General features: G+C 71.6%; 23 protein-coding genes. 6 read left to right on the top strand and 17 right to left on the bottom strand.

Annotated elements, in window-relative coordinates:
• The first annotated feature begins 53 nt into the window (after positions 1–53).
• On the top strand, positions 54–1,862 hold the full coding sequence (locus tag ACFSC0_RS00915; RefSeq protein ID WP_377355029.1) for a PAS domain-containing protein: 1,809 nt from the start codon (positions 54–56) through the stop codon (positions 1,860–1,862).
• On the opposite strand, the gene ACFSC0_RS00910 is transcribed toward ACFSC0_RS00915, so the two are convergent.
• Complete coding sequence (locus ACFSC0_RS00910; RefSeq protein ID WP_377281226.1) at positions 1,839–1,985, bottom strand: hypothetical protein; 147 nt, start codon at positions 1,983–1,985, stop codon at positions 1,839–1,841. The genes ACFSC0_RS00915 and ACFSC0_RS00910 overlap by 24 nt on opposite strands.
• A 135-nt stretch (positions 1,986–2,120) precedes the next feature.
• Between ACFSC0_RS00910 and ACFSC0_RS00905 the strand changes: the two genes are divergently transcribed.
• Positions 2,121–3,473, top strand: coding sequence for an aminotransferase class V-fold PLP-dependent enzyme (locus ACFSC0_RS00905; RefSeq protein WP_377281227.1), 1,353 nt, complete (start codon positions 2,121–2,123; stop codon positions 3,471–3,473).
• 270 nt (positions 3,474–3,743) lie between these two features.
• Here the strand turns inward: ACFSC0_RS00905 and ACFSC0_RS00900 are convergent, their stop codons facing one another.
• The 3 genes from ACFSC0_RS00900 to ACFSC0_RS00890 all read right to left on the bottom strand — a co-directional run bounded on the left by ACFSC0_RS00900 (position 3,744) and on the right by ACFSC0_RS00890 (position 7,329).
• Positions 3,744–4,952, bottom strand: coding sequence for an acyl-CoA dehydrogenase family protein (locus ACFSC0_RS00900; RefSeq protein WP_377281228.1), 1,209 nt, complete (start codon positions 4,950–4,952; stop codon positions 3,744–3,746).
• Between the two features lie 230 nt (positions 4,953–5,182).
• Positions 5,183–5,557: an endonuclease domain-containing protein gene (locus ACFSC0_RS00895; protein ID WP_377281229.1), complete on the bottom strand. Its 375-nt coding sequence runs from the start codon at positions 5,555–5,557 to the stop codon at positions 5,183–5,185.
• Between the two features lie 86 nt (positions 5,558–5,643).
• On the bottom strand, positions 5,644–7,329 hold the full coding sequence (locus tag ACFSC0_RS00890; RefSeq protein WP_377281230.1) for a carboxylesterase/lipase family protein: 1,686 nt from the start codon (positions 7,327–7,329) through the stop codon (positions 5,644–5,646).
• Between the two features lie 285 nt (positions 7,330–7,614).
• Here ACFSC0_RS00890 and ACFSC0_RS00885 point away from each other — a divergent pair, with 285 nt between their 5' ends.
• On the top strand, positions 7,615–8,628 hold the full coding sequence (locus ACFSC0_RS00885) for a sugar kinase (protein ID WP_377281231.1): 1,014 nt from the start codon (positions 7,615–7,617) through the stop codon (positions 8,626–8,628).
• Positions 8,629–8,671: 43 nt separating this feature from the next.
• Here ACFSC0_RS00885 and ACFSC0_RS00880 read toward each other — a convergent pair whose 3' ends face one another.
• A complete protein-coding gene (locus ACFSC0_RS00880) occupies positions 8,672–9,685 on the bottom strand; it encodes an AraC family transcriptional regulator (protein WP_377281232.1) in 1,014 nt (337 codons plus the stop codon).
• Between the two features lie 93 nt (positions 9,686–9,778).
• On the opposite strand from ACFSC0_RS00880, the gene ACFSC0_RS00875 reads away from it, so the two are divergent.
• Complete coding sequence (locus ACFSC0_RS00875; protein ID WP_377281233.1) at positions 9,779–10,924, top strand: acyl-CoA dehydrogenase family protein; 1,146 nt, start codon at positions 9,779–9,781, stop codon at positions 10,922–10,924.
• Here ACFSC0_RS00875 and ACFSC0_RS00870 read toward each other — a convergent pair.
• Genes ACFSC0_RS00870 through ACFSC0_RS00855 form a run of 4 tightly spaced genes read right to left on the bottom strand, consistent with a single transcriptional unit; the run spans position 10,908 to position 13,986 of the window.
• Positions 10,908–11,354, bottom strand: a complete 447-nt coding sequence (locus tag ACFSC0_RS00870) for an SRPBCC family protein (protein WP_377281234.1) — start codon at positions 11,352–11,354, stop codon at positions 10,908–10,910. The two genes, ACFSC0_RS00875 and ACFSC0_RS00870, sit on opposite strands and share 17 nt — an antisense overlap.
• Before the next feature lies 1 nt (position 11,355).
• Positions 11,356–12,159, bottom strand: coding sequence for an ABC transporter permease (locus tag ACFSC0_RS00865; protein ID WP_377281235.1), 804 nt, complete (start codon positions 12,157–12,159; stop codon positions 11,356–11,358).
• A 1-nt stretch (position 12,160) separates the two neighbouring features.
• Positions 12,161–12,997, bottom strand: a complete 837-nt coding sequence (locus ACFSC0_RS00860; protein ID WP_377281236.1) for an ABC transporter permease — start codon at positions 12,995–12,997, stop codon at positions 12,161–12,163.
• On the bottom strand, positions 12,994–13,986 hold the full coding sequence (locus tag ACFSC0_RS00855; protein WP_377281237.1) for an ABC transporter ATP-binding protein: 993 nt from the start codon (positions 13,984–13,986) through the stop codon (positions 12,994–12,996). Before ACFSC0_RS00855 ends, ACFSC0_RS00860 begins: the two co-directional genes overlap by 4 nt.
• 262 nt (positions 13,987–14,248) lie before the next feature.
• Here ACFSC0_RS00855 and ACFSC0_RS00850 point away from each other — a divergent pair, with 262 nt between their 5' ends.
• Positions 14,249–15,010, top strand: a complete 762-nt coding sequence (locus tag ACFSC0_RS00850) for a hypothetical protein (protein ID WP_377281238.1) — start codon at positions 14,249–14,251, stop codon at positions 15,008–15,010.
• A gap of 56 nt (positions 15,011–15,066) precedes the next feature.
• Here ACFSC0_RS00850 and ACFSC0_RS00845 read toward each other — a convergent pair whose 3' ends face one another.
• Together ACFSC0_RS00845 and rpiB are read right to left on the bottom strand one after the other, a co-directional pair.
• Positions 15,067–15,471, bottom strand: a complete 405-nt coding sequence (locus ACFSC0_RS00845) for a VOC family protein (protein WP_377281239.1) — start codon at positions 15,469–15,471, stop codon at positions 15,067–15,069.
• Positions 15,472–15,580: 109 nt separating this feature from the next.
• A complete protein-coding gene (gene rpiB, locus ACFSC0_RS00840) occupies positions 15,581–16,030 on the bottom strand; it encodes a ribose 5-phosphate isomerase B (protein ID WP_377281240.1) in 450 nt (149 codons plus the stop codon).
• 130 nt (positions 16,031–16,160) lie between these two features.
• On the opposite strand from rpiB, the gene ACFSC0_RS00835 reads away from it, so the two are divergent.
• Positions 16,161–16,685 carry a dihydrofolate reductase family protein gene (locus ACFSC0_RS00835; RefSeq protein WP_377281241.1) on the top strand — a complete coding sequence of 175 codons (525 nt, stop codon included), beginning with the start codon at positions 16,161–16,163 and terminating at the stop codon, positions 16,683–16,685.
• 132 nt (positions 16,686–16,817) lie between these two features.
• Here the strand turns inward: ACFSC0_RS00835 and ACFSC0_RS00830 are convergent, their stop codons facing one another.
• The 6 genes from ACFSC0_RS00830 to ACFSC0_RS00805 all read right to left on the bottom strand — a co-directional run bounded on the left by ACFSC0_RS00830 (position 16,818) and on the right by ACFSC0_RS00805 (position 23,799).
• Positions 16,818–17,162, bottom strand: a complete 345-nt coding sequence (locus ACFSC0_RS00830; RefSeq protein ID WP_377281242.1) for a hypothetical protein — start codon at positions 17,160–17,162, stop codon at positions 16,818–16,820.
• A gap of 649 nt (positions 17,163–17,811) precedes the next feature.
• A complete protein-coding gene (locus tag ACFSC0_RS00825; protein WP_377281243.1) occupies positions 17,812–18,573 on the bottom strand; it encodes a PP2C family protein-serine/threonine phosphatase in 762 nt (253 codons plus the stop codon).
• Positions 18,570–19,637 (bottom strand): type VI secretion system-associated FHA domain protein TagH, encoded by a 1,068-nt coding sequence (gene tagH, locus ACFSC0_RS00820; protein ID WP_377281244.1) that lies wholly within the window; start codon positions 19,635–19,637, stop codon positions 18,570–18,572. Before tagH ends, ACFSC0_RS00825 begins: the two co-directional genes overlap by 4 nt.
• Complete coding sequence (locus ACFSC0_RS00815) at positions 19,634–21,325, bottom strand: protein kinase domain-containing protein (RefSeq protein WP_377281245.1); 1,692 nt, start codon at positions 21,323–21,325, stop codon at positions 19,634–19,636. Before ACFSC0_RS00815 ends, tagH begins: the two co-directional genes overlap by 4 nt.
• Before the next feature lie 99 nt (positions 21,326–21,424).
• The gene (locus tag ACFSC0_RS00810) at positions 21,425–22,135 is read right to left on the bottom strand and encodes a tetratricopeptide repeat protein (RefSeq protein ID WP_377281246.1); all 711 of its coding nucleotides are present in this window, start codon (positions 22,133–22,135) and stop codon (positions 21,425–21,427) included.
• Positions 22,132–23,799 carry a putative bifunctional diguanylate cyclase/phosphodiesterase gene (locus tag ACFSC0_RS00805; protein WP_377355027.1) on the bottom strand — a complete coding sequence of 556 codons (1,668 nt, stop codon included), beginning with the start codon at positions 23,797–23,799 and terminating at the stop codon, positions 22,132–22,134. The genes ACFSC0_RS00810 and ACFSC0_RS00805 overlap by 4 nt, the downstream gene beginning before the upstream one ends.
• Positions 23,800–23,812: the final 13 nt, after the last annotated feature.

Genomic DNA, 23,812 nt, shown 5'->3' with positions numbered 1-23,812 from the left:
GGACGTGTGTGCTGGCGCCCCCGGCCAGCCTTCGCTATCAAACTTGCGGGGGCATGAGGGGACACCATGACGCCGCAGGCCCGATGAACGCGATCGCGCCTCTGAACCTCGACGATCAGCTCTGCCGCACGTTGCTGGAGAGCATGAGCGAGGGTGTGAGCCTCGCGACGCCCGACGGCGTCATCGTCTACACCAACCCGGCCGAGGACCGGATGTACGGCTACGCGCCGGGCGAGCTGGTCGGCCAGCACGTCTCCGTGCAGCACGCCTATCCGCCCGAGGAGAACGCCCGCCTCGTGGGCGAGGTGATCGCCACCCTGGCCTCCAGCGGCGAGTGGCGCGGCGAGCGGCGCAACCGCCGCAAGACCGGCGGCGAGTTCTACACCCGGGCCCGCATCTCGGTGGTGAAGGTGAACGGCGCCGTCCACTGGCTGTGCGTCCAGGAGGACATCACCGGCCGCCGCTCCGAGGACGCCGCGCTGAAGGAATCCGAGGGCCGCCTGGCGCTGGCCGCCGCCGCCGCCCGTATCGGCGTCTGGGACTGGGACATCGCCACCGGCGAGATCGTCTACTCCGACCGCGCCAAGGCGATCTGCGGCCTGCCGCTGGGCCAGCCGGTGACCCACGAGATCATCGCCGCCGTCACCCATCGGCAGGACTACCCGCGCACCGTCGAACAGGTGCGGCGCGCCCTCGATCCGGCCATCCGCGACGACAGCTCGTACGAGTACCGCATCGTGCGGCCCGACGGCGAGGTCCGCTGGGTCAAGGCGCACGGCGTGGCGATCTTCGCCGAAGGACCCGACGGCCCCAAGGCGGTCCGCTACGTCGGGACCTTCGAGGATGTCACCGAGCAGAAGCGCGTCGAGGACGAGCTGCGCCGCTCGCGCGCGCGCCTGACGCTGGCCATCGACGCCGGCCGGATGGCCGTCTGGAGCATCGACGCCGAAAGCGAGGACTTCGTCCGCACGCCCGAGCTCAACCGCGTCCTGGGCTTCCCCGACGATGCGCGGCCCACGCTCGACGACATCCGCGCCCGCTATGCGCCCGGCGAACTCGACCGCATCCGGGCCGAGGTCCAGAACGCCCTGGCGCGAGGCGACCGGTTCTTCGAGATCGAGTTCCGCTTCATCTGGCCGAACGGCGAGCTGCGCTGGCTGCTGCTGCGGGCCGAGATCTCGTTCAATGCGGCCGGCGCCCCGCTGGGCGCCATCGGCGTGATCATCGACATCACCGAGCGCAAGGAGGCCGAGGAGCGGCTGAAGCTGCTGGCCCGGGAGGTCGACCACCGGGCCAACAATCTGCTGACCGTGGTCCAGGCGACGGTCGCGCTGACCCGCGCCCCCAGCGCCAAGGCGCTGAAGGAGATCCTCACCGGCCGCATCTCCGCCCTGGCCCACGCCCACCAGCTGCTGGCCCAGGCGCGCTGGGAAGGCGCGGACCTGCGCAAGCTGGTCGAGGAGGAACTGCGGCCGTTCGAGCTGGGGCAGGGCCGGCGCATCAAGCTGAGCGGCCCGACCATCGCCCTGCGTCCCCAGGCCGCCCAGTCGGTGGCCATGGCCATGCACGAGCTGGCCACCAACGCGGCCAAGTACGGCGCCCTGTCGGCGCCGCAGGGGCAGGTGGAGGTCGCCTGGCGCGGCGGCGGGGAGCGCGAGCCGCTGAAGCTGGTCTGGATCGAGCGCGGCGGCCCTCCGGTCGCTCAGCCGGCCGGCCGGGGCCTCGGCATGACCGTCGTGGAGCGCGCCGTCGGCGGCGGGCTGCAGGGCTCGGCCCGCTTCGACTGGCGGCCCGACGGGCTGGTGTGCGAGCTGACGCTCAACCTGGCGTCGGGCGCCCTAGCCCCCGCCGGCGAGCGCTAACAGCGCGCCCAGCACCGCCAGCGCGACGATCGCCACCACCGCCAGCATCCACTTCTCGGGCCCGGTCCTCTGACTGGAGGGCTGGGCGGTCTCGTCGGTTCTCGTCCCTTCGACCTTGGCCATGATTTCGGGTCTCCTCTTCAGGGATCAACAGGCCGCGGGTCAGGCCGTTCCCTGGGGGCGGGAACCTTGGCCGCGCGGTCCTGTTGAGTCGGCAAGCGGGGCCGCGTGGGCGCCGCGGCGTTCGGGTGGGTCGTCATGGAGATCGCGAGGCGGAGTTTCCTGGCCGGATCGGGCCTGGCCCTGGCTGCGGCCGGATCTGCGGCGGCCCAGGCGCCCCCGACCGCCGCGCCGCCGCCGCCCGCCCAGCCCGCCGCCCCGCCCGCACCTGCGCCGGCCACCGCGCCCCAGCCGGTCGACTGGCGGCGCATCCGGGCCCAGTTCGCCCTGACGCCCGACTGGATCGACATGTCGGCGATGCTGATCGCCTCGCACCCCACCGCCGTGCGCGACGCCATCGACCGCCACCGCCGCCAGCTGGACGCCAACCCGGTGATCTACCTGGAGGCCAACAATCGCAGCCTGCAGAACCGCGCCCGGGCCGCCGCCGGCCAGTACCTCGGCGCGCCCGCCGAGGCCGTCGCCCTGACCGACTCCACCACCATGGGCGTGGGCCTGGTCTACAACGGCCTGCGGCTGCGCTACGGTCAGGAGATCCTGACCACCGACCAGGACTACTACGTCACCCACGAGTCCCTCAGGCTGGCGGCCCTGCGAACCGGCGCAAAGGTGCGGAAGATCCCCCTGTACGAGGACATCCGCAGCGTCTCCGAAGGTGCGCTCGTCGCCCGCCTGACCAGCCAGATCACGCCCCAGACCCGGGTCCTGGCGCTGACCTGGGTGCATTCCTCCACCGGCCTGAAGCTGCCGATCCCGGCCATCGCCGCCGCGCTCGTCCCGATCAACGCCTCACGGTCCGAGCACGACCGGGTGCTGCTCTGCGTCGACGGCGTGCACGGCTTCGGCAACCAGGATGTCAGCTTCGCCGGCCTAGGCTGCGACTTCCTGATCGCCGGCTGCCACAAGTGGATCTTCGGCCCCCGCGGCACCGGGGTGATCTACGGCTCCGAAGCCGGCTGGCGCGCCGCCCTGCCGACCATCCCCACCTTCCTGGACAGCGACGCCTACAGCCACTGGATCTCCGGCTCCGACCCCGGCCTCGCCAACGCCGTGCGCATGACCCCCGGCGGGTTCAAAGCCTTCGAGCACCTGTGGGCGCTGTCGGAGGCCTTCTGGCTGCACCAGAACATCGGCCGGGGCGAGGTCGCCCGTCGCACCGCCGAGCTCGCGACCCAACTGAAGGCGGGCCTGGCCGCCATGCCGCACGTGACGCTCGTCACGCCCATGTCGCCCCAGCTCTCGGCCGGCATCGTCTCCTTCGACGTGGCGGGGATGAGCGCCCACCAGGTCGTCTCGCGCCTGCGCGACTGGAAGATCATCGCCTCCGTCGCCCCCTACGCCCGCCAGCACGTCCGCCTGACGCCCTCCATCCGCAACTTCCCCCACGAGATCGACTTCGTGCTGCAGGCGGTGCGGGCGATGGCGGCGTAGCCGCCGATCTTTCCTCGAACGCACGGAAGTCCCACGCCCGGCAAGGCGAACACGAAGTTCACGAAGACCACAAAGAGCACGAAGGGGCCGAGGGCGCGCGACCGCCGAGGGACAGCTCCAGACTCTTCGTGGTCTTGGTGCCCTTTGTGGTCTTCGTGTCCAGATCTTGCCGCCGGCGCGCGGCTTCGCGCGAGAAAGCGGACGCCGCCTCAAAGCCATAGAGACCTCTCCCCGCCAAGCGGGGAGAGGGTAGGGTGAGGGGCCGGCGCCCTACGCCTTATGCGTCGTCTCGGGCAGGCCCAGGATGCGCTTGGCGATGATGTTGTTCTGGATCTCGAACGAGCCGCCGGCGATGGTGTTGGACTTGATCCGCAGGAAGGCCCGCGTGGCCGCCAGCTCCTCGGGCGTGAAGTCCTCGCCCTCCCAGCCGAGGCCCCGGTAGCCCATCGCCTCGACCATCATCTCGTTGTTGTTCACGTTGATGCGCGAGGAGGCGTTCTTCATGATCGAGGTCACCGCCGACGGGCCGTTGCGGTTCTTCCCCTCGTCGGCCATGCGCGTCACGGTGAGCTGGTAGGCGCGCGCGTCCATCTCCTGCTCGATCAAGCGCCGGCGGAAGTCGGTGTCGGCGAGGCGCCCGGTCTCATCCAGCCCGATGTACTTCTTGGCCGTCTCGCGCAGCAGCGCCGGGTTGGTGCGCGGCCGCCCGCCGTCGGCGCCGGCGATGCCGTTGCGCTCGTGCTGCAGCAGCCGCTTGCCCACCGTCCAGCCGCCGTTGAGCGGCCCGACCAGGTTCTCCTTGGGCACCTTCACGTCGGTGAAGAAGGTCTCGCAGAAGGGCGAGGCGCCGCTGATCAGCTTGATCGGCCGCACCTCGACGCCCGGCGTCTTCATGTCGATCAGCAGGAAGCTGATCCCCTCGTGCTTCTTGGTCGGGTCCGTCCGCGTCAGGCAGAAGCACCAGTCGGCGTACTGCGCGCCCGAGGTCCAGATCTTCTGGCCGTTGACCAGGAAGTGGTCGCCCTTGTCCTCGGCCTTGGTCTGGAGGCTCGCCAGGTCGGACCCCGAGCCCGGCTCGGAGTAGCCCTGGCACCAGCGCAGCTCGCCGCGGACGATCGGCGGGATGTGCCGCTGCTTCTGCTCCTCGGTGCCGTATTCCAGCAGGGTGGGGCCGAACATCATCACGCCCATGCCGCCGATCGGGTTGAAGGCGCCGATGGCCGCCATCTCCTGGCGCAGCGCCCGCGCCTCGGCCTGGGACAGGCCGCCGCCGCCGTAGGCCCGGGGCCAGGTCGGCACGCCCCAGCCCTTCTCGCCCATGCGCTGCTTCCACAGCTTGAAGTCGGGATCGTTCGGGTCCGGCCCTTCGCCCATCAGCGCCTCGCCCTTGCCCTTGAGCGATGCGGGGAAGTTCTCCTCCAGCCAGGTGCGCGCTTCCGCACGGAAGGCTTCCAGATCGGCGCCGCCGAAATCCGCCATGGGGATCCTCCAAATGTCATGAGCGGCGCCTCGCACGGGCGCCTTATCCCGCCAGCATGAGATCGCCGCCCCGCCGCGTCAACGCGCAGGTGACGCTGGGGCGCCGCTCCTCCCCCGCAGCGCAGACTGCGGGGGAGGGGGACCGCCGAAGGCGGTGGAGGGGGCGCTTGCCGCTTTGCGCCCCCTCCGTCTCGTCGCTTCGCGCCGATCCACCTCCCCCGTACGCTGCGCTACGGGGGAGGAGCTTGGGCGGCGAGTTCGTCCGCAGTTTCAAGTATCGAAGCGGAGATGCCGTCGGGATCGGCGAGCACCGTCGCTGCAGCGTAACGCATGACGCGGATGCCGAGCCTGTGCAGGTGGGCGTCGCGGCGGGCGTCCCGCTCGGGCCGGTCCTCCGTCAGGTGCGTATAGCCGTCCACCTCGATGCAGAGCCGCGCGGCCGAGCAGTAGAAGTCCAGGACGTACGGGCCGACCGGATGCTGCCGACGGAAGCTGGGAAGTCCGGGCTCACGCCGCCGCAACCGCACCCACAACAGCACCTCCGGCAGGGTCAGTTTGCGCCGGAGCTGCTTGGCTCGCCCATGAGTGCGGCTGGGAGCTCGCATAGCTGAAGCTTAGCAGATCCTCCCCCGCAGCGCAGACTGCGGGGGAGGGGGACCGCCGAAGGCGGTGGAGGGGGCGCTTGTCCCTCTCACCCCGGCTCATCCCCGCCGCGCTGGCCGGCGGCGGGCAGGTCGCTCTGGCGGTCCTGCTGGGAGCCGAAGGCGAGCATGGTGCGGCGCTGTTCGCTGCGGGGGTCGTTTTCCACCCGCAGCTTCGAGCCCTCGTCGAAGATCATCGTGGGCCGGGTCTGGGCGTTGTACGCCGGCCAGGCCGGGCCGCCGGGCACTTCGGCCTTGCCGGTCTTGGCGAAGCCCGCCCAGGCCGCGCTCATCTTGTCGGCCAGGGCCTGGGCCTCCGGCGTCACCGGCCCCACCATCCGCTGCGCGTTGCCCAGGGTGTCGAACACGAACGGGATCTCCTCGGCGTGCGGGACGAAGTAGCGGCCGTCCTGCACCGGGGTCTCGCGGTAGAAGGCGTAGTAGTAGGCCGGGGCGCCGCCCTGGGCCGCCTTGCGTTCGGCCTGGATCGTCGAGTCCAGGAAATAGCCGCGGTCGGTGGAGACCATGTAGGCGATCTCCGCATTGCCGCTCTTCGGGTAGAGCCGCTTGTAGAGGGCGTAGACCGCCTCGACCTCGCCGGCCGGGACCAGCTTGCCGATCTCGGCTTTCAGGCCCGCCTCGTCCAGCGCATCCATCGCCGGGTCGGCGCCCATGAACACCGAGGCCTCGGTGCGGTTGGTCCCGATGATCATCGGGATGTGCTTGGAGATCTCCGGCGCGTCGGGCTCGAACGGGTGGCGGGGCAGCAGCTTGCCGTCCACCACCGGCCGGAACTGCCCCAGGCCCGCGCTCGCCTTGCGGCCCGCCGCCTGCAGGTCGGCCATGGGGACATCTTGCAGCTTGCCGACGTCCGCCGGGGCGATGTTCAGCGCCTCGAGCACCCGCCGGGCCTTCTCCCGGGCCAGCGCCAGGCCGTCCATCCGCAACGCCGAGCCGGACTGCACCGCCGCCCGGTGGAACAGCCCCTCGGCCGGCGTGAACGCCATCATCATCGAGGTCTTGCGCCCGCCGCCGCTCTCTCCGTGAATCATCACCCGCGAGGGATCGCCGCCGAACCGCTCGATGTTGTCGCGCACCCATTCCAGCGCGGCCACGCAGTCCAGCATGCCGACGTTGCCGCTGGCGGCGTATTGCTCGCCGTAGGCCGACAGGTCGCAGTAGCCGAAGACGTTCAGGCGGTGGTTGACCGTCACGATCACCACGTCCTGCTTCCTCGCGATGTTCACCCCCTCGTACCAGGGCGAGGAGCCCGAGCCGGTGGAGAAGCCGCCGCCGTGCATCCAGAACATCACCGCCCGCTTGCCGGTGGTGGCCGGGGTCCAGACGTTCAGCACCAGGCAGTCTTCGTTGACCGGCGGAGGGTTGGGGTCGGGCCGGTCCGAGCCGATCGGGCTCGGATGGCGCGCGGCCCCCGGCGCGGGCGGCGGGCGGGTCGGAGCAGCGCCGGCCTGCGGAGCCGTCGGGCCGTAGGTCAGCGCATCGCGCACCCCGGTCCAGGGCGCCTTCTTCTTCGGCGGCATGAAGCGGTTCGCTCCGGCCGTGCTCTCGCCGTAGGGCACCCCTTTGAACACCAGCACGCCGTCCTTGGTCGTCCCGCGAACCTTGCCCGAGGTGGTCTCCACCACCGGCGCATCCTGCGCCAAGCTCGGCCCCGCCGCCGCCACCCACAGCCCCCCGGCCAGCACCCAGCGGCGGTTCAAGCTCAGATCCGTCATCTCCGGAGGTCCCCTCATCGCCGGCCGCCGTCCCGCGGCCCTTGCGGCCAAGGTTTAGACGCGGTGGTCAGGCGTGACTAGGGCTTCGATGGCTTGGAGAACATGACCAAGTTCTCTTAATGTTCCATTCCTTTCCCGCGCAGCGGGAGAGGGGGACCACCCGCTCTTCGCTACGCTCGGCGTGCGGTTCCCCTCTCCCGCTTCGCAGGAAAGAAGCGTGCGGGGTTACTCGGGTTGGCGCGTTCCGATTAGATGGACCGGGCCGCAGCGCGGCGGGGAGGACGCATGGCCGGCAAGGTGGTCTGTTTCGGCGAGGTGATGCTGCGGCTGTCGGCGCCGGGGGCCGAGGTGCTGCTGCAGTCGCAGCGGCTGGAGGCGCGGATCGGCGGGGCCGAGGCCAATGTCGGCGTCTCGCTGGCCAGGTTCGGGCATCCGGTGCGGATGGTCAGCTTCGTCCCCGACAACGCCCTCGGCCGCGCCGCGCTCGCCGAGCTTCGCCGCCACGGGCTGGACGTGGCGGGCGTGCGGACCGCGCCCGGCCGGCTCGGCCTCTATTTCCTGACCCCGGCCGCAGGCCTGCGCCCGGCCCAGGTGCTCTACGATCGCGCCGAGTCCAGCTTCGCCCTCGCCGATCCGGACGCCATCGACTGGCCCGCCGAGCTGGAGGGCGCCGACTGGCTGCACATCTCCGGCGTCACGCCGGCCGTGGGCCCCAACGCCGCCGAGGCGGCGCTGAAGGCGGTTCGCGCCGCCCGCGTGAAGGGCCTGACCGTTTCCTTCGACGGCAACTACCGCAAGAGCCTCTGGGACCAGTGGCCCACCGACGGGGCGGCGATCCTGGCCGACATCGTCGCCGCCGCCGACCTGTTCATCGGCGATGATCGCGACGTGGCCCTGATCCTCGGCCACGATTTCCCCCAGACCGATCCGATGGAGCGCCGCCAGGCCGCCGCCGAGGCCGCCTTCACCGGCTTTCCCCAGCTCTCCCGCGTCGCCTCGACGGTGCGGACGGTGGAGAGCGCAGAGCGCCACCGCCTGGCCGCCTTCCTGGCCGACCGGGACGGCCATTGGACCGCAGCGCCCCGCGACGTCTCCGGCATCGTCGACCGCATCGGCGGCGGCGACGCCTTCGCCGCCGGCCTGATCCACGGCCTGCGCACCGACATGGACCCCCAGGCGGCCCTCGAGTTCGCCCTGGCCGCCGCGGCCCTCAAGCATTCCATTCCCGGCGACTTCAACCTCGTGGACATCGCCGACGTCGAGGCCCTGCTGGCCGGCGGGGGGGACGTGAGGCGGTAAACTCCCCGCCCATCCCGGCCGGCCGGGATGACCGGACCTGGGTTCAGGCCACCGCCCGCGCCTCGCCGGCGACACCGTCGCGCCAGGCGCCGGGGCTCATGCCCATGATCCGGCGGAAGGCGCGGCTGAAGCTGGCCTCGCTCTCGTAGCCGACCTCCTCGGCGATGCGGGCCAGCGGGGCGCGCGAGGACCGCAGCCGGTCGCTGGCGATCTGCATCCGCCAGCTGGTCAGGTACTCGATCGGCGCCATGCCCATCACCTGCCGGAACCGCTCGTTCAGCACCGTGCGGGAGCTGGCGACCTGGGCCGCCAGGTCCTCCACCGTCCAGCGCCGCGCCGCCTCGCGGTGGATCAGGGTCAGCGCCCGGCTGACCAGCGGGTCCCGGCTGGCGGCCAGCACCCCGCTGGCGCTGGGCGGCAGACGGGCGGCGTGCCGGCGCAGCACCTCGAGGAACAACAGCTCCATCATCCGCCCGAGCATCAGCTCCAGCCCCGGGCGGGGCTCGCCGTCCACTTCGCGGATGATCGCCGCGCTGATGGTCGCGATGGCCGAGCCCGGATCCTCGCCGGTCCGCTCGATCAGAACCTCGGGCAGGGCCCGGAAGAAGGGGGCCGGCAACAGTTCGGCCGACTCCAGGTAGCCGCAGACGAACCGCGTCTCCTCGCCCCCGCCGCCGTGGCTGACCAGGCCGACGCCCGGCACCGGCCCCGGCCTCACCAGCTGGTTCGCCGGGGCGAAGCCCTCCGGATCGCCGCACCAGAAGCGGTGCTCGGCGGTGAACGGCAGCAGCACCACGTCGCCGGCCCGCAGCTCGAACCGCTCGCCCGCGGCGTTCTCGAACACGCACTCGCCGCGCGCGATCAGGTGGAAGACGGAGGCGTGCTTGAGGTGGGCCAGGGTGTCCGTGCCGTCCCACTGGGCCGGGCTGATCACCCCGAAGGGGGCGGTGAAGCGCCCGTTGAGGAACACCGAGCCGGTCAGCCGCACGGCCTTCAGCACGTCCGACAGCAGGTCGGCGTCCGGCGCTTCGGCAACAACTGACGGCGTCACGGTCATGGCTCGTCCCACCCCGGCGGCGCAATGCTCCGCCCCAACGCATCCCCTCCAGCGAGGGGAGCTTAGGCCAAATCGAAAGACGCGAGAACAACGATGAACGCCGTTATCAGATCGCCACGTCCCGACGCCTGCGCGCAGGGCCGCTGGCGCGGGATTCTGGAAGAGATCGGGCCGGAGCTGGAGGCCGAGGGCCGCCGCTGCGACGCCGAGAACCGCTTCGTCTCGGCCAACTTGGACCGCCTCGAGGCGCTGGGCTTCTTCGCCCTCGGGGCGCCGGCCGAGTTCGGCGGGGGCGGTGCGCCCTACGCCGAGGTCTGCGCCATGCTGCGCGCCCTCGGCCGCTGGGACGGGGCGACCGCGCTCACCCTCTCCATGCACACCCACCAGGTGTTCGTGGCCGACTGGCGCCGGCGCAACGGCGGGGCGCCTACCGAGGGCCTGCTGAAGCGCGTCGCCCAGGAAGGCGCGCGGCTGCTCTCCTCCGGCGGCTCGGACTGGCTGCCGGGCTCGGGCCGGGCGGAGAAGGTCGAAGGCGGCTACCGCATCACCGCCCGCAAGGTGTTCTCCAGCGGGGCTCCGGCCGGCGACGTGATGATGACCTGCGCCATCGCCGAAGGTCCGGACGGGCCGGAGGTGCTGCACTTCCCGATCTCCATGCACGAGGACGGAGTCACGGTGCTGGAGGGCTGGGACACGCTCGGCATGCGCGGCACCGCCTCGCAGGACGTGACGATAGAGGGCGTTTTCCTCCCCGAGGCCGCCGTCGGCGCCCGCCGCCCGCCGGGCGTCTGGCATCCGATCTTCCACATGATCAGCATGGTGGCCTTCCCGCTGATCTACTCGGTCTACGCCGGGATCGCCGACGGCGCCCGCGCCACAGCCCTCGAGCTCGCCGGCAAGCGGGCCGCGGATCCCGCGGTGCAGATCGCCGTGGGCGAGATGGAGACCGCGCACACGGCCATGGACGTCGCCTGCCAGGCGATGGTCGAGGCGGGGCAGGGGACGCCGTCGCCGCAGACCACCGGCAGGATCATGACCCTGCGCCAGCTGGTCGGCCGGGGGGCCATCGAGGTGGGCTCGAAGGCGCTCGACTGCGCCGGCGGGGCGGGCTTCTACCGCGCTGCGGGCCTGGAGCAGCGGTTCCGCGACCTGCAGGCCGCCCGCTTCCATCCGCTGCAGGAGAAGCCGCAGCAGCTCTACGCCGCGCGCCTGGCCCTGGGCCTCAGCCTCGACGGCTGAGTTCGGCCACGCGCTGCGCCAGCGCCGCGTTCAGCGCCTCGTAGGCGGGCTTGAAGTCCCGCGCGATCCGCTCCGGGGTGAAGCCCCGGCTCACTAGGCCGCCGAAGTCCTCGCCATGCAGCAGGCGGGTCCCTTCGGCGGCCCTTTCGAGGGTGAAGTGGTGGCGGCCCTTGAACAGCAGCGGGACCCGGCCCGACCAGGCCAGGGCGCGAGCCGGCTCGCAGGTCGTCACCGTCACCGTCTGGTCCATGGTCGTCCCGGGCCTGGCCAGGTTCAGGAAGGTCATCGGCACCCTGGCGCCCAGCTCGGCCTTCCCGCGCGCCCGGATGTTCAGCGGATTCCATTCCTCGTAGCGGTCGAAGTCGGCCAGCACCGCCCAGACGTCTTCCGGGGGGGCGGGGATCACGGCCTCGGTGCGCACGATCGGCATGTCAGGATCCTGTCGAAGTGTATTTGCCGACGCCGAAGCGCCAGACCCACAGCGATACGGCCAGGAAGGCGAAGCCCGCCAGCGGCGCGATCGGCGCGAACCAGGCCGGCGAGCCCAGCGGGTCCGACCGGTCCAGGATCGCCACCACCGGGAAATAGGCCACGCAGGCGATCGGCACCACGAAGGTCAGGAAGCGCCGGAACCAGGCCGCATAGATGCTCAGGGGATAGTGCGCCGCCTGCACCCCGCCGTATGTCAGCACGTTGGCCACCTCCAGGCTCTCCACCGTCCAGAAGGCGAGGGTGGCCTGCAGGATCAGCAGGCCCGCGAACAGCGCCATCCCGCCGGCGATCGCGAACGCCGCCAGGGCCGTGTCCGCCAGCCCCCAGTCGATGCCGCTGAAGTGCACGCCGGCCAGCAGCACGCCCAGCCCCTGGGCCGTGCGCCCGAAGCGGCTCAGTCGGAACTCGTGGCCGACGAGCTGCAGCACGGTGGACCTCGGCCGCAGCAGCAGCCGGTCGAAGTTCCCGGTCTTCACGAACTCCGGCCCGAAGATGTCGAAGCCGCGCGTCACCAGGTCGGCCAGCGAGAAGGCGACGTTGACCAGGCCGTAGAAGACGCAGACCTCGCCGAGCGTCCAGCCGCGGACCTGGCCGAACCGGTCGAACAGGGCCCAGACGCCGACGATCTCCAGCACCGTCGCCAGGAACTGGCCGAGCGTCAGCATGGCGGTGGCGGTCGGGTACTGCATCTGCGCCCGCATGGAGGCGCCGAACAGCTTCACGAGCAGGGCCGCGGCGTTCACCTCAGCCCCCCTGCACCTGCAGCCGGGCCATGACCCGGCTCAGCGCCGCCCGCCCGAGCAGCACGAAGGCCGCCGTCCAGAAGGCCTGCAGCCCCAGGCCCAGCCAGATCCCGCTCCCCTCCAGGCCCCCGAAATAGATCCGGCAGGGGATGTCCAGCACGCCGGCGAACGGCTGGGCCAGCAGCCAGGGCTGGAAGCTCTCCGGAAACAGCGCCAGCGGGATGATGTTGCCGGAGAACAGGATGGTCACCGGCATGGCCAGGGTGTTCACCCCCCGCTCGTTCAGCGTCGCGGCCACCAGCACGTTCAGCAGCATCACCGTGGCCGCGGAGAGCATCGCAGCCAGCGCCAGGGAGACCGCGAACGCCAGGCCCGCCACGACGCCGGCGGGCGGCCGCCACGACCAATCTTGCAGGCCCAGCAGGGGCACGACCACCGCCGCCGTCGCCGCCATCAGCACGGCCCGCGGGGCGACCCGAGCGAGCGTCCAGGCCAGCCCGCGGGCGTACCAGAAGGCATAGGTGTCCACCGGCCGCAGCCGGTCGTAGCCGACTCCCCCGGTGCGCACCGCCTGCGAGACCTCCGGGTCGGCGGTCCAGGGCTGCAGCACCAGGAAGGCCTGGGCGATCCAGGTGTAGGTGATGGTGTCGGCCAGGCTGATCGGCGCTCGCGCGGCGGCCGCCGGGGCCGAGGCGAAGAAGGCGGCGTAGACCATCACCTTCAGCCCGCCCCACCAGAGCTGGGTCGCAAAGCCGGCCAGCGCCGCGGCCCGGTATTGCAGGGTCAACTGGAAGCGCGCGGCCAGCGCCGCCGTGTAGGGGCGGGCCAGCGCGCTCACAGCTCGCCGGCCCCGTGCTGTTCGTAGAAGCGGGCGATCACCTCCTCGATGGCCGGCTCCTCGATGTGGATGTCCTGCACCGGATGCTCGGCGGCGATGCGGGCGATCAGCGCCGGGGCGGGGACCGTCGCCGGATCGAAGGCCAGCTCCACCGACCGCCCGGCCCGGGCCCGCACCGCCACGCCGGGGATCACCAGCTCCGGCGCCTCGCCCTCGAAGTCGACGAACAGCCGCCGCTCGGCCAGCACGTTGGCGCGAAGCTCCTCGAACGGGCTGTCGGCCAGCACCCGCCCGTGACCGATGACGATCACCCGCTCGGCCAGGGCCTCGATGTCGTGCATGTCGTGGGTGGTGAGGAGGACGGTGACCCCGTGCTCCCGGTTCAGCCGTTTCACGAACCCGCGCACGGCCAGCTTGGCAGGGGCGTCCAGCCCGATCGTCGGCTCGTCGAGGAACAGGATCGACGGGGCGTGCAGCAGGGCCGAGGCGATCTCCGCCCGCATCCGCTGGCCCAGCGACAGCTGCCGCACCGGCTGGTGCAGCAGGTGCTCGAGCCTGAGCAGCGCCACCAGCTCGTCCCGCCGTTCGCGGTAGGCCGCCGGCTCGACCCGGTAGATGGCCGCCAGCAGGTCGAAGCCGTCGATCACCGGCAGGTCCCACCACAGCTGGGTGCGCTGACCGAACACCACCCCGATCCGGCCCACGTGCCTCTGCCGGTCCTTCCAGGGGACGAGGCCGTCCACCTCCACCCGTCCTCCGTCGGGCGTCAGGATTCCCGACAGGATCTTGATGGTGGTCGACTTGCCGGCCCCGTTCGGCCCGATGAAGCCCAGCAGCTCGCCCTGTTCCAGGCCGAACGAGACCCCCTTCAGCGCTTCGACGGTCCGCTGCCTTCGGCGCAGCAGCCCGCGCACGGCGCCCAGGGCGCCGCGCTCGCGTTCGGCGACGCGAAAGGTCTTGGCCAGGTCCTGAACCAGGATCTGGGGCACAGCGGTACGCCTTGATTGTCAAAGAGGGACGGCGACGCTAGCCGAACCCCGTTCCCCTGGCAAACGGTGGAGCTGGCAAAGGCTTCCGGTGACTGGTTGCGCCCGCCCGGGCGCCACCTGTCACCCCGCGCCGGACAGGGTGACAGGTAGGGCTGCGCCCAACCAGTCACCGCCCGGCGCTCCGGCTGGCCCGCCAGAGTCTCTGCGTCGCTTGGTGGTCTTGGTGGTCTTGGTGGTCCATCATCTGCCGAGGGAGGGGCGCATGGATCAGGTCAGAACCGCGCGGGCGCGCCGCCTGCGGCCGTATTTCGAGGTCCAGCTGCGTTTCGCGCAGGCGCTGGCCGAGCGCCTCGGCGAGCCGCTGACCCAGGTGGCCCTGACCCACACCAACCTGCACCGCCGCTTCGGCCTCGGCGCCCCGGAGGGGCCGGCGCGTCCCGAGTGGGCCGCCTACGCCGAAGGGCTCGGCGCCGCGGCCTCGCTGGAGGCGCAGCTCGACTGGACCGAGACCGTGTTCGTCCGCTCGCCGGAGGAGTCCTCCGGCCGCCCCGCCTTCGGCTGCTTCAGCTACGATGCGCCGAACGCCGAGGGCGAGGTCCGCATCCACTTCACCAACCGCGACGCCGACGACGTCAGCCCGCTGGCGGCGGAGAAGGTCCCGCGCCGGCTCGCCGACCTTCGCGCCATGTTCGCCGATGTGCGCGAGCGCCACCCGCAGGCCGGCTTCGTCCGCGGCGGCTCCTGGCTCTACAACATCGAAGCCTACCGGCGGCTGTTCCCGCCGGCCTACGGCGCCTCCCGCCGCGCCCCAGAGCGCGTGCACCTCAACGGCACTTCCAGCTGGGGCCAGTTCCTCGACCACCGCGAGGCGATCAAGCCCGCCGCCCGCGACGCCTTCCTGGCGGACCTTCCCCGCCTCGATCCGGCCGCGCCTTGGACCGCCTTCCCCCTGCGGGCCCTGCACGTCCGCGCCCCGATCGGCCTCTTCTACGCCTTCTACGGCCTGGCGCCCGCGCCGGCCTGAGCCGGCCGAAACGCAAATGACCTCTCCCCCCGCTCCGCGGAGGGAGAGGTCGTTCGTCACCCCATCGCGTCCGGGTTCATCCACACCGGCTCGAACACGTGGCCGTCCGGGTCCTCGAAGGTGCGCTGGTACATGAACCCCATGTCCTGCGCCGGGCGCGGGTCGGCCCGGCCGCCCGTGCGGCCCGCGGCCTCGACGATGGCGTCCACCTCCTCGCGGCTGTCGCGGGAGAGGGCGATCAGCACCCCCGTCGCCGCCGTGGCGTCCGCCCGCGGCCGGGTCAGGAAGGTGTCGAAGAAGTCGTGCTGCAGCAGCATGAACACGATCTCGTCCGACCACATCATCGACGAGGCCTTCTCGTCGCTGAACTGCTCGTTCTTCACGCAGCCGATCGCCTCGTAGAAGCGGGTCGCCGCGGCCAGGTCCTTCACCGGCAGGTTCACGAAGATCATCTTGGGCATCGCGCTCTCCTCTGTTCTGAGCCCTGTCGGACCGGCCGTGTCGCCCTTGTCCGTCCCCAGGACGATCCACCCCGCCGCGGTCCGACATCGCGGGCGACATTTTTGTGGGCTAGGCCTCCAGCGCCCCGATCATCTCCACCCGCGGCGCATGCCGGCCGCCCTCGAACTGGGCGGTCAGGAAGGCGTCCACGATGTCGAGCGCCAGCCCTTCGCCCACCACGCGCGCGCCGATCGACAGCATGTTGGCGTCGTTGTGCTGGCGGATCATGCGGGCCGAAAAGGTGTCGGCGCAGACGCCGCAACGGACGCCCTTCACCTTGTTCGCCGCCATCATGATCCCCTGGCCGGTGCCGCACAGGATGACGCCGAACCGGCAGTCGCCGGAGGCGACGCGACGGGCGGCCGCTTCGCCGTGCCGGGGGTAGGGCGTGCTCTCCGGGGTCGTCGGCCCGATGTCGACCACCGTCCAGCCCTGCGCCGCGATGTGGGCGGCGATGGCCTGCCGGAGCGGGATGGCGGTGTGGTCGCTGGAGAGGACGATCCGGTTGCTGGCGGTCATGGCGATGTCGTCCCCTTCGGCAAGGTGCGCTCCCTGTTTTGTCGGTTTCTCCGGCTTCGCCAAGCCGTCCCGTTCACGAGATCCTCAAAACTGATTGCAAAGTGGGAGTGGTCGAGGCAACATCCGGCCGATGGCCAAGCTCGTCTACGCCCTGAACCAGTCCCTCGACGGCTATGTCGACCACGATAAGTTCGCGCCTGATCCGGTGCTCTTCCGCCACTTCGTCGACGACATCGGCAGCCTCGCCGCCGTCGTCTATGGCCGGCGCATGTACGAGATCATGCGCTACTGGGACGAGGACCAGGCCGAGTGGGACGCCGCCGAACGCGAGTACGCGCAAGGCTGGAGAAGCCGGCGCAAGTGGGTCGCCTCCCGCACCCTGACCTCGGTCGGCCCCAACGCCACCCTGGTCTCGGACGACATCGAGGCCGTGGTGCGCCGCCTCAAATCCGAGCTGGATGGGTACATCGAGGTCGCCGGCACGCAGCTCGCCGCCAGCCTCGCCGGCCTCGTCGACGAGTACCGCATCTACCTCCACCCCGTCGTCCTGGGCTCGGGCACGCCCTACTTCGCCGCCCCCCGCTCCAGGCTGCGCCTCCAGTCGGCCGACCGCATCGGCGACGAGGTCATCCGGCTGACCTACGTGCCGGCGTGACGCCTACCTCCCGCCGTTCCGTGGGCAAGATAGCGGGGGCGCATCGGACGGTGCCTGGTCTGCGCGGACCCATCCGACGCCAGCCGGGCGAAAAGCAGACGTCGATCGCGCCGGTCGAAGTGGATGCTGGCGCTACCTCTGGAGTGTTCGCTGGATAAGCCGGAGGTGGAGCGCGTGTGCGCCCACAAAGACAAGCGCAACGAAGACATGCATGGGCAAGGCAAGGTGTTCCTGACCGGCTCGCGGCTCCAGGAATGTCGCCAAAGCGGTTAGGGACGCCAGGCAGGCCGCAGCCAGTACAGGCGTGAACGCCAGCGCGATCGGACGTGGCACAGTCCAATTGATAGAGCCGTTCAGCGACCAATGCATCGGCAGTCGCCGTTCCGCTTTGAAGCGGCGGTCGGCGCGCAGCGACATCGCCGTGAGAAGCGCTACGGCGATCAGGCTTACCGCCGTCGCCGCCACTGCTTGCGTCATGAGACCGCCTCCGTTCAACCGGAGGCTAAGTCCTCCAGCGAGGCGCCTGCAATGGGTGAAACCCGGCCCGCCCCGCCCGCCGACTCGGGGACCGTCCCCGGAACGCCCGAGCCATAGGAACGGACCCCGGCTCCCCCGCGAAGCGGCGGAGGCAGGCTGCCCGGATGCGACGCATCGAACGTCGGCTGAGGGTGGAAAGCGGGCCTAGTCGCCCTTGTGTCGGAGGCGGGAAGAGAATGCCCTTGCAACTGCGACCAGGCATATTCCCGAGATCACCGCGGCCCAACATCCACTTATCCACGCCCAAGCGAGCCAGAGTATTCCACGCTCCCAGCCTAAATGATCTGAGACGGCGAGAGGAATCACGGGCGCCATCGCTAGCAGGACATATTTGGCCTCGACACGATTCGCGCGGCGCAGACCGCGAAATCGACGTCCCGCTGACGTTCCATAGGAAAGTTGATGGAGTGACGAACGGATCTGTCGGCTCCACCGAGTCAGCAGTCGTCGCAGCCCAGTTGGCGCGTTCATCTGAACATCATGCCGAACCCAGGCTGTGCCGGAAAGCGGACCTTCCCGATGTCGCCGAAGGGTCGTACGCCGACCTAGGTTCATCGCGTGGTTCTGGACCGGCCTCCGGAGAGACGCGCTACCCCGCCTCCGCCCGCACCAGCACCACCGTCACATTGTCCGGCGCCCCGCGCTCCAGCGCCGCCGCGACCAGTCCCTCGGCCGCCGCATCCAGCCCCGGCGCCGTCGCCAGCAGGTCGGCGATCTCGCCGTCCTCCAGCACCCCCGTCAGCCCGTCCGAGCACAGCAGGAACACATCGCCCAGCGCCATCGGCCCCTGGGCCATCGCCAGCTCCAGCACCGGATCAACGCCCACCGCCCGGGTGATCACGTTGCCGCGGCGGCTGGTGCGGGCCTCGGCGGGGGTGAGGGCGCCGCTGTCGACGAGCTCCTGGACGAGGCTGTGGTCGCGGGTGAGCGGGCAGAGCGCGCCCTCTCGCCACAGGTAGCCGCGGCTGTCGCCGGCCCACAGGCAGGCGTAGTGGCCGTCGACGGCCAGCAGGGCGACGACGGTGGAGCCGACCACGTCGGTGTGGCGGCCGGCGGCGTAGGCGATCAGCTCGGCGTTGGCGGCCTGCAGCGCCTCGGAGACGTCGCGCACGAAGCCGAAGCCGGAGGCGGGGGCGGGGAGGGCGGCCAGGGCGTCCACGACCCTGCCGCTGGCCACCTCGCCGGCCTCGTGGCCGCCCATGCCGTCGGCGACGGCCCAGAGCCCCAGATGGGGCGCCTCGATGAAGGCGTCCTCGTTAAGGCGCCGCACACAGCCTTCGTGGGTGCGCCCGGCGGAGGACAGGAGCAGGGCGCGGGCGGCCTCGGCGCGGCTGGCCAGCCGGCGGATCAACTCGCTCCGCCGCCGTTGTCGAGCGCCTTGAGCTGCCGCTCGTAGGCGGCGCGGAACTCGCGGTTCATCGGGCTGTCCGGGTCGTCGTGAGCCTGGGCCAGGAAGAGAGCGTAGGTGCGCCCGTACTCGTTCCAGGCCAGGGCCGCCTTGTTCTTCAGAAGCCCCGTCTCGCCCTTGATCCGCTCCTCGACCTCGGCGGGGCTGAGGCCCTCCAGGGCCGCGATCAGCGCCCCGCGCATGCCGGCCAAGAGGCACAGCAGGTGCTTCTTCACGTCCTCGAACGAGGACTTCACGGCCGCCGAGCCGGTGAGGAAGCCGTCGCTGCGGTCCTTCAAGAGGTCCACGGCCAGCCGCTGGGGCCTGGCCCACTTGAACGGGTTGTTGCCCTCGGCCCGCACGGTGGTGCGGTCCATCCGGTACTCGGCCTTGATGCTGGTCCGCTCGTCCATCAGGTCGGACAGGCCCAGCACCATCTGCTGGTAGAGCCCGCCCAGCCGGCGCATCACCTCGTGCGGGTCCTCGCCGGAGAAGGCCGAGGAATCCAGCCGGGCGCCGGCGCAGAAGGCGTCGAGCAAAGAGCCGGTGGTGTGGGCCGGCGCGGCCTTGGGCGGCGCCTCGGCGGATTTGGGCCAGTCGGTGGGCACGCTGAGCGAGGTGTCGTCCACCTCCACCGAGCGCAGAAGCGGATGGGCGAAGGGGGCGTCGAACGCCGCGTTCCCGCGCGCGCCGGGCGCCTCGGCCGGCCCTTCGGCGTCGACGACGACCAGGTAGGGCCCGAGCCGCAAGGTCTCGCCGACCTCCACCTTGGTCGGCGCATCGGCCGGGGCCCGCACCCGCGCCCGGCCCAGGAAGGTGCCGTTGGCGCTGACGTCGCGCAGCATCAGCCCCTCGTCGGTGAGGGTCAGCACGCAATGGCGGCGCGAGATCGACCGCTCCGGGTCGGCCAGCACCCAGCTGGCGCTCTCGTCCCGGCCCAGGGTCAGCTCGCCCTCGGCCAGGGTGCGCGCCTCCAGCTGCCGGAACGGGTCCGTCTCGTGGAACAGGCGAAGGGTGACCGGGCTCATGCCTTGACCATCATGACGGTGCGGTCCTCGCGCACGGCCGCGTCCAGTTCGGAGGGCCTGGCCGCCGCCGCCGGCTCCAGCCGGGCCTCGACGGTGGCGGTCAGCCGGTTGAAGGCGTCGAACAGGTCGCCGAACTCGTCGGCCCGGCGGTGGGAGACGCGGAAATCGAAGTCGCCGTCGGCGGCGGCGTCCAGCGCGCCCTTCAGACGCTGGATCGGCTTGGCGATGGCCCGCACGACGGCGTAGCTCGCCGCGATCACCGTCGTCACGATGATCAGGCCCAGCGCCAGCATGAGCATCCGGGAGAGCCGGGCCGCCGCGTCCAGGTCGGCCTTCGAAAGGCTCACGTCCACCAGGCCGAACGAGCGGCCGGCGTAGGTGATCGGCCGCACGAACCGCAGGTCCTGCGCCCCCTTGGCGCCGGCCAGCGTGACGGTGACCTCGCCCTGCCGCTGCAGCACCGGATCGGCGCCGATCCCCTGGTGAGGCCGGCCGACCAGGGCCGGGTCGCTGGAGGCGCGCACCACGCCCTCGGCGTCGACCACCGACAGGCGGCGGATGTTGGGATCGCCGACGGCCGACTTCACGAACGCCTCCACCGGCAGCCAGTCGCGCTCGGCGGCCGGCAGGCTGGCGTTGTCCGCCGCCTGCAGGGCGACGTTGCTGGCCACGAAGGCCGCGACCGCGGTCCCCGAGGTCAGCGCCATCCGCTCCATGGCGTCGTACTGGCGCTCCACGACCAGGGTGGTGCCGGCCAGCAGCACGGCGGTGGTGATCGAGGCCATCACGACGCTCAGCCGCACCTGCAGGGGCAGGCGGCGGCGCGGCGTCTTGGCCTCGGCCTTGGCCGCGGTCAGCGCGGCCTGTTCGCGGCGGAAGGCTTCGGCCGCCTGGGCCCCGTCGGCGAACCGGCGGTCCGGCCGCTTGGCCATCAGCTTGCCGATGATGAACTGCAGGCCGCGCGGGGCGTCGGGCGCGAAGTCGCCGATCGGGGCGGGGTCCTGCTGGGTGATCTGCAGGGCGAGCGTCGCCGCGCTCGCGCCGTCGAAGGCCCGCCGGCCGGTGAGCAGCTCGTAGAGCACCACGCCGGTGGAGAAGAGGTCGGAGCGGCCGTCGATCTCCTGGCCCAGGGCCTGCTCGGGGCTCATATAGCGGGGCGTGCCCAGCACCTGGCCCGCCTGGGTGCGCAGCGTCTCGGCCTCGTCCACGTGCGCCTCGGCCACCCGGGCGATGCCGAAGTCGAGGATCTTCGCCCCGCGCCCGTCCGGCGCCAGCAGGATGTTGGAGGGCTTGATGTCCCGGTGCACCACGCCCAGCCCGTGGGCGTAGGCCAGCGCCTCGGTCAGCTGCAGGCCGATGGCCAGCACGTCGTCGGGCGCCAGCTTGCCGTAGCGCTCCAGCACCACGTCCAGCGGCTCGCCCTCGAGCAGCTCCATGGCGATGTAGGGATAGCCGCCCTCTTCGCCGACGTCGTAGATGGTCACGATGTTGGGGTGCGACAGCGCTCCCGCGGCCTTGGCCTCGCGCAGGAAGCGGCCGGCGTACTGGGCGTTCTCGCGGAACTCGCCCTTCAGCAGCTTGATCGCCAGGTCCCGGCCGATGCCCGGGTCGTAGGCGCGGTACACCTCGGCCATGGCGCCCTGGCCGATGCGTTCGCGGATCTCGTAGCGTCCGACGCGCTCGGGCAAGGTCGGCTCTCTCCACTGCGCCGCCGATCGGGCGGCCTCGCGCGCCAAGCTAGGCCACGAGGGTTAAGGGAAGGCTTTGATCAATTGATGTAATTCGCCTCAGCGGGCGACGGTGGCGTTGATCCGCTGGGCCCGGGCCAGGTCCTTCTGGATCGCCGGGTTGCCGGGATCGGCCGCCAGCGCCTGCTGCAGGAGGTTCACCGCCTTGCCGGGCGCGCCGCTGTTCAGCTGCTGCAGGCCGGAGGCGCGAAGCTGCGCCGCCTTCGCTGCATCGCGCTTGGGCGCGGCGGGCGCCTCGGGCGCGGCGGTCTTGGCGGTGCGGGGACCGGACCCCGCCTTCGGCCTGGCGCTCGCCACCGCGGGGCGGACGTTGCGCGGGACCTGGATCACGTGACCGGGCTGCACGTGCGCGGGCGCGGCGAAGCCGTTGTACTTGGCCAGGGCGTAGAACAGCAGCGGATCGCCCAGGAAGCGGCCGGCCAGCATCGACAGCGTCTCGCCGGGGCCGACCGTGTAGGGCTGCGCCATTCCGGTGATCAGCAGCTTGGGGTCGGCGTCGAGCTGGACGATCAGCCGGCGGGCGACCGCATTGTCTGGATCGTCGGCCAGCATCGCATCGAGCACCGGCCGGGCCTCCTCGACGCGGCCCTGGTTCAAAAGGTCGATCGCCGCGCGCTCCCGCTCGGCGGGCGTGGCCGGGATGGCCTGGGCCGCGGGCGCGGCGGCGACCGGCGATTCCTTCGGCGTCTGGGCGCAGGCGGCGAGGGAGCCGGCGGCGACGGCGCCGAGGAGCAGCGTGCGAAGCTTCATCGGGCGTTCCTTTGCGGGGCGCGCCGCTTGGGCGCAGGCGCCAGGCCTTCCAGCCAGGCCGGGTCCTTGACCGTGCGCACGAAGTCGGCGCCGGGCAGGGGGCGGGCGAAGTAGAAGCCCTGGAACAGGTTGCAGCCGAGGGCGTGCAGGGTCTGCACCTCGGCCAGGGTCTCGGAGCCTTCCGCCAGCACCTCGATCTCGAGGCCGAGGGCCAGCTCGATCAGCGCCGTGCAGATCGCCCGGCCTTCGCGGCGCTCGTCCACCCGGCTGACGAACTCGCGGTCGATCTTCAGCTTGGAGAAGGGCAGGTTCTGCAGCGAGCTCAGACTCGAATAGCCGGCGCCGAAGTCGTCGATGGCGACGCTGACGCCCAGCTCGCGCAGCTCGCCGAACATCCGCCGGGTCCGCTCCACGTCGGCCATGGCCGCGGTCTCGGTCAGCTCCAGCTCCAGCGCGACGGGCGAGAGGCCGTGCCGCTCCAGGGTGCGCAGGATGACCGTGTTGAGCCCCGGGTTCTGGAACTGCACCGCCGAGATGTTCACCGCCACCTTCAGGCCGGGCAGCCCGGCCGCCTCCCAGGCCCTGGCCTCGCGGCAGGCGGCGTTCAGGACCCACAGGCCGACCTCGTCCATCATGCCGGACTGCTCCAGCACCGGCACGAACTCGCCGGGGGAGACCAGGCCCCGTTCGGGATGTCGCCAGCGCAGCAGGGCCTCGGCGCCGATGCAGCGGCGCTCGGCGAGGTCCACGACGGGCTGGAAGTGCAGCAGCAGCTGGTCGTCGCTGACCGCCGCCCGCAGGTCCTGCTCCATCGCGTAGCGCTCGCGCGCCTCGCTGGACGAGCGGGGCGAGAAGAAGCTCAACGCTCCCGCCGGCTGGCCGGGCTTGGGCAGGGCGGCGTACGCCCTTGTCAGCAGGGTCGCCGCATCGGCCGCGTCGTCCGGGAAGATGGCCGCCCCGACGCCGACGTCGGGCGAGATCTTCAGGTCCTCGGGGCGGATTTCCTGGGACAGCACATAGGCGATGGCCTGCAGCTCCGAGGCCGCCATCTCCGGGCCCAGCTCCTTGAACCAGATGGCGAAGCAGTCGCGGTCCACCTGGGCCAGCGGCCGCTGCTTGCCCACCGCCTCCTGCAGCCGGACGGCGAACGCCTTCAGCGCCTTGTCGGCGGCGGTCTGGTCGAACGCCGCCAGCCGGTCGTAGTCGCCGAACCGGATGGCCCCCAGGACGACCGGCGAGGCGGCCTGGTCCAGATGGTCCTGCAGCCCGGCCAGGAACGGCTCGCGGGTCGGCAGCTCGGTCAGCGGGTGGCGGTTGGAGAGGCGGTGGCGCAGGGCGTCCAGGGTGGACGCGATCTGGCGCACGTCCGCCAGCATCTCGTTGGCGCTGCCGAAGCGGGGGCCGCCGGCGGCCTCGCCCTGGCCGGCCCGGGTCAGCTCCCGCAGCAGCCGGGCCGCGGCGTCCACCGGCCGCAGCCGCAGCGCCAGTGCGACCAGCGCCAGGCCCGCGCCCAGCGCCGCCACCGCCAGCGCGCCGCCGTCGCCGGCCGGCGCCAGCAGCGCCAGCGGCAGGCAGGCCGCCAGGGCCGCCAGGGCGATGATCTGCCCGCGGTAGCCCAACGGCCGGCTCAGCCGAACCCCGCGCTCCAGACCTGGCGTCGACATCCCTCGGCGGCCC

The sequence above is a fragment of the Phenylobacterium terrae genome (genome assembly GCF_042681205.1).
GTDB lineage: Bacteria > Pseudomonadota > Alphaproteobacteria > Caulobacterales > Caulobacteraceae > Phenylobacterium > Phenylobacterium terrae.
This window is presented reverse-complemented; position numbering and strand designations above follow the sequence as displayed.

Bases quoted from the DNA above. Each gene is read 5' to 3' on its own strand.
- ACFSC0_RS00915 (WP_377355029.1), top strand. From the start codon at position 54: ATGAGGGGACACCATGACGCCGCAGGCCCGATGAACGCGATCGCGCCT.
- ACFSC0_RS00910 (WP_377281226.1), bottom strand. From the start codon at position 1,985: ATGGCCAAGGTCGAAGGGACGAGAACCGACGAGACCGCCCAGCCCTCC.
- ACFSC0_RS00905 (WP_377281227.1), top strand. From the start codon at position 2,121: ATGGAGATCGCGAGGCGGAGTTTCCTGGCCGGATCGGGCCTGGCCCTG.
- ACFSC0_RS00900 (WP_377281228.1), bottom strand. From the start codon at position 4,952: ATGGCGGATTTCGGCGGCGCCGATCTGGAAGCCTTCCGTGCGGAAGCG.
- ACFSC0_RS00895 (WP_377281229.1), bottom strand. From the start codon at position 5,557: ATGCGAGCTCCCAGCCGCACTCATGGGCGAGCCAAGCAGCTCCGGCGC.
- ACFSC0_RS00890 (WP_377281230.1), bottom strand. From the start codon at position 7,329: ATGACGGATCTGAGCTTGAACCGCCGCTGGGTGCTGGCCGGGGGGCTG.
- ACFSC0_RS00885 (WP_377281231.1), top strand. From the start codon at position 7,615: ATGGCCGGCAAGGTGGTCTGTTTCGGCGAGGTGATGCTGCGGCTGTCG.
- ACFSC0_RS00880 (WP_377281232.1), bottom strand. From the start codon at position 9,685: ATGACCGTGACGCCGTCAGTTGTTGCCGAAGCGCCGGACGCCGACCTG.
- ACFSC0_RS00875 (WP_377281233.1), top strand. From the start codon at position 9,779: ATGAACGCCGTTATCAGATCGCCACGTCCCGACGCCTGCGCGCAGGGC.
- ACFSC0_RS00870 (WP_377281234.1), bottom strand. From the start codon at position 11,354: ATGCCGATCGTGCGCACCGAGGCCGTGATCCCCGCCCCCCCGGAAGAC.
- ACFSC0_RS00850 (WP_377281238.1), top strand. From the start codon at position 14,249: ATGGATCAGGTCAGAACCGCGCGGGCGCGCCGCCTGCGGCCGTATTTC.
- ACFSC0_RS00845 (WP_377281239.1), bottom strand. From the start codon at position 15,471: ATGCCCAAGATGATCTTCGTGAACCTGCCGGTGAAGGACCTGGCCGCG.
- rpiB (WP_377281240.1), bottom strand. From the start codon at position 16,030: ATGACCGCCAGCAACCGGATCGTCCTCTCCAGCGACCACACCGCCATC.
- ACFSC0_RS00835 (WP_377281241.1), top strand. From the start codon at position 16,161: ATGGCCAAGCTCGTCTACGCCCTGAACCAGTCCCTCGACGGCTATGTC.
- ACFSC0_RS00830 (WP_377281242.1), bottom strand. From the start codon at position 17,162: ATGACGCAAGCAGTGGCGGCGACGGCGGTAAGCCTGATCGCCGTAGCG.
- tagH (WP_377281244.1), bottom strand. From the start codon at position 19,637: ATGAGCCCGGTCACCCTTCGCCTGTTCCACGAGACGGACCCGTTCCGG.
- ACFSC0_RS00810 (WP_377281246.1), bottom strand. From the start codon at position 22,135: ATGAAGCTTCGCACGCTGCTCCTCGGCGCCGTCGCCGCCGGCTCCCTC.
- ACFSC0_RS00805 (WP_377355027.1), bottom strand. From the start codon at position 23,799: ATGTCGACGCCAGGTCTGGAGCGCGGGGTTCGGCTGAGCCGGCCGTTG.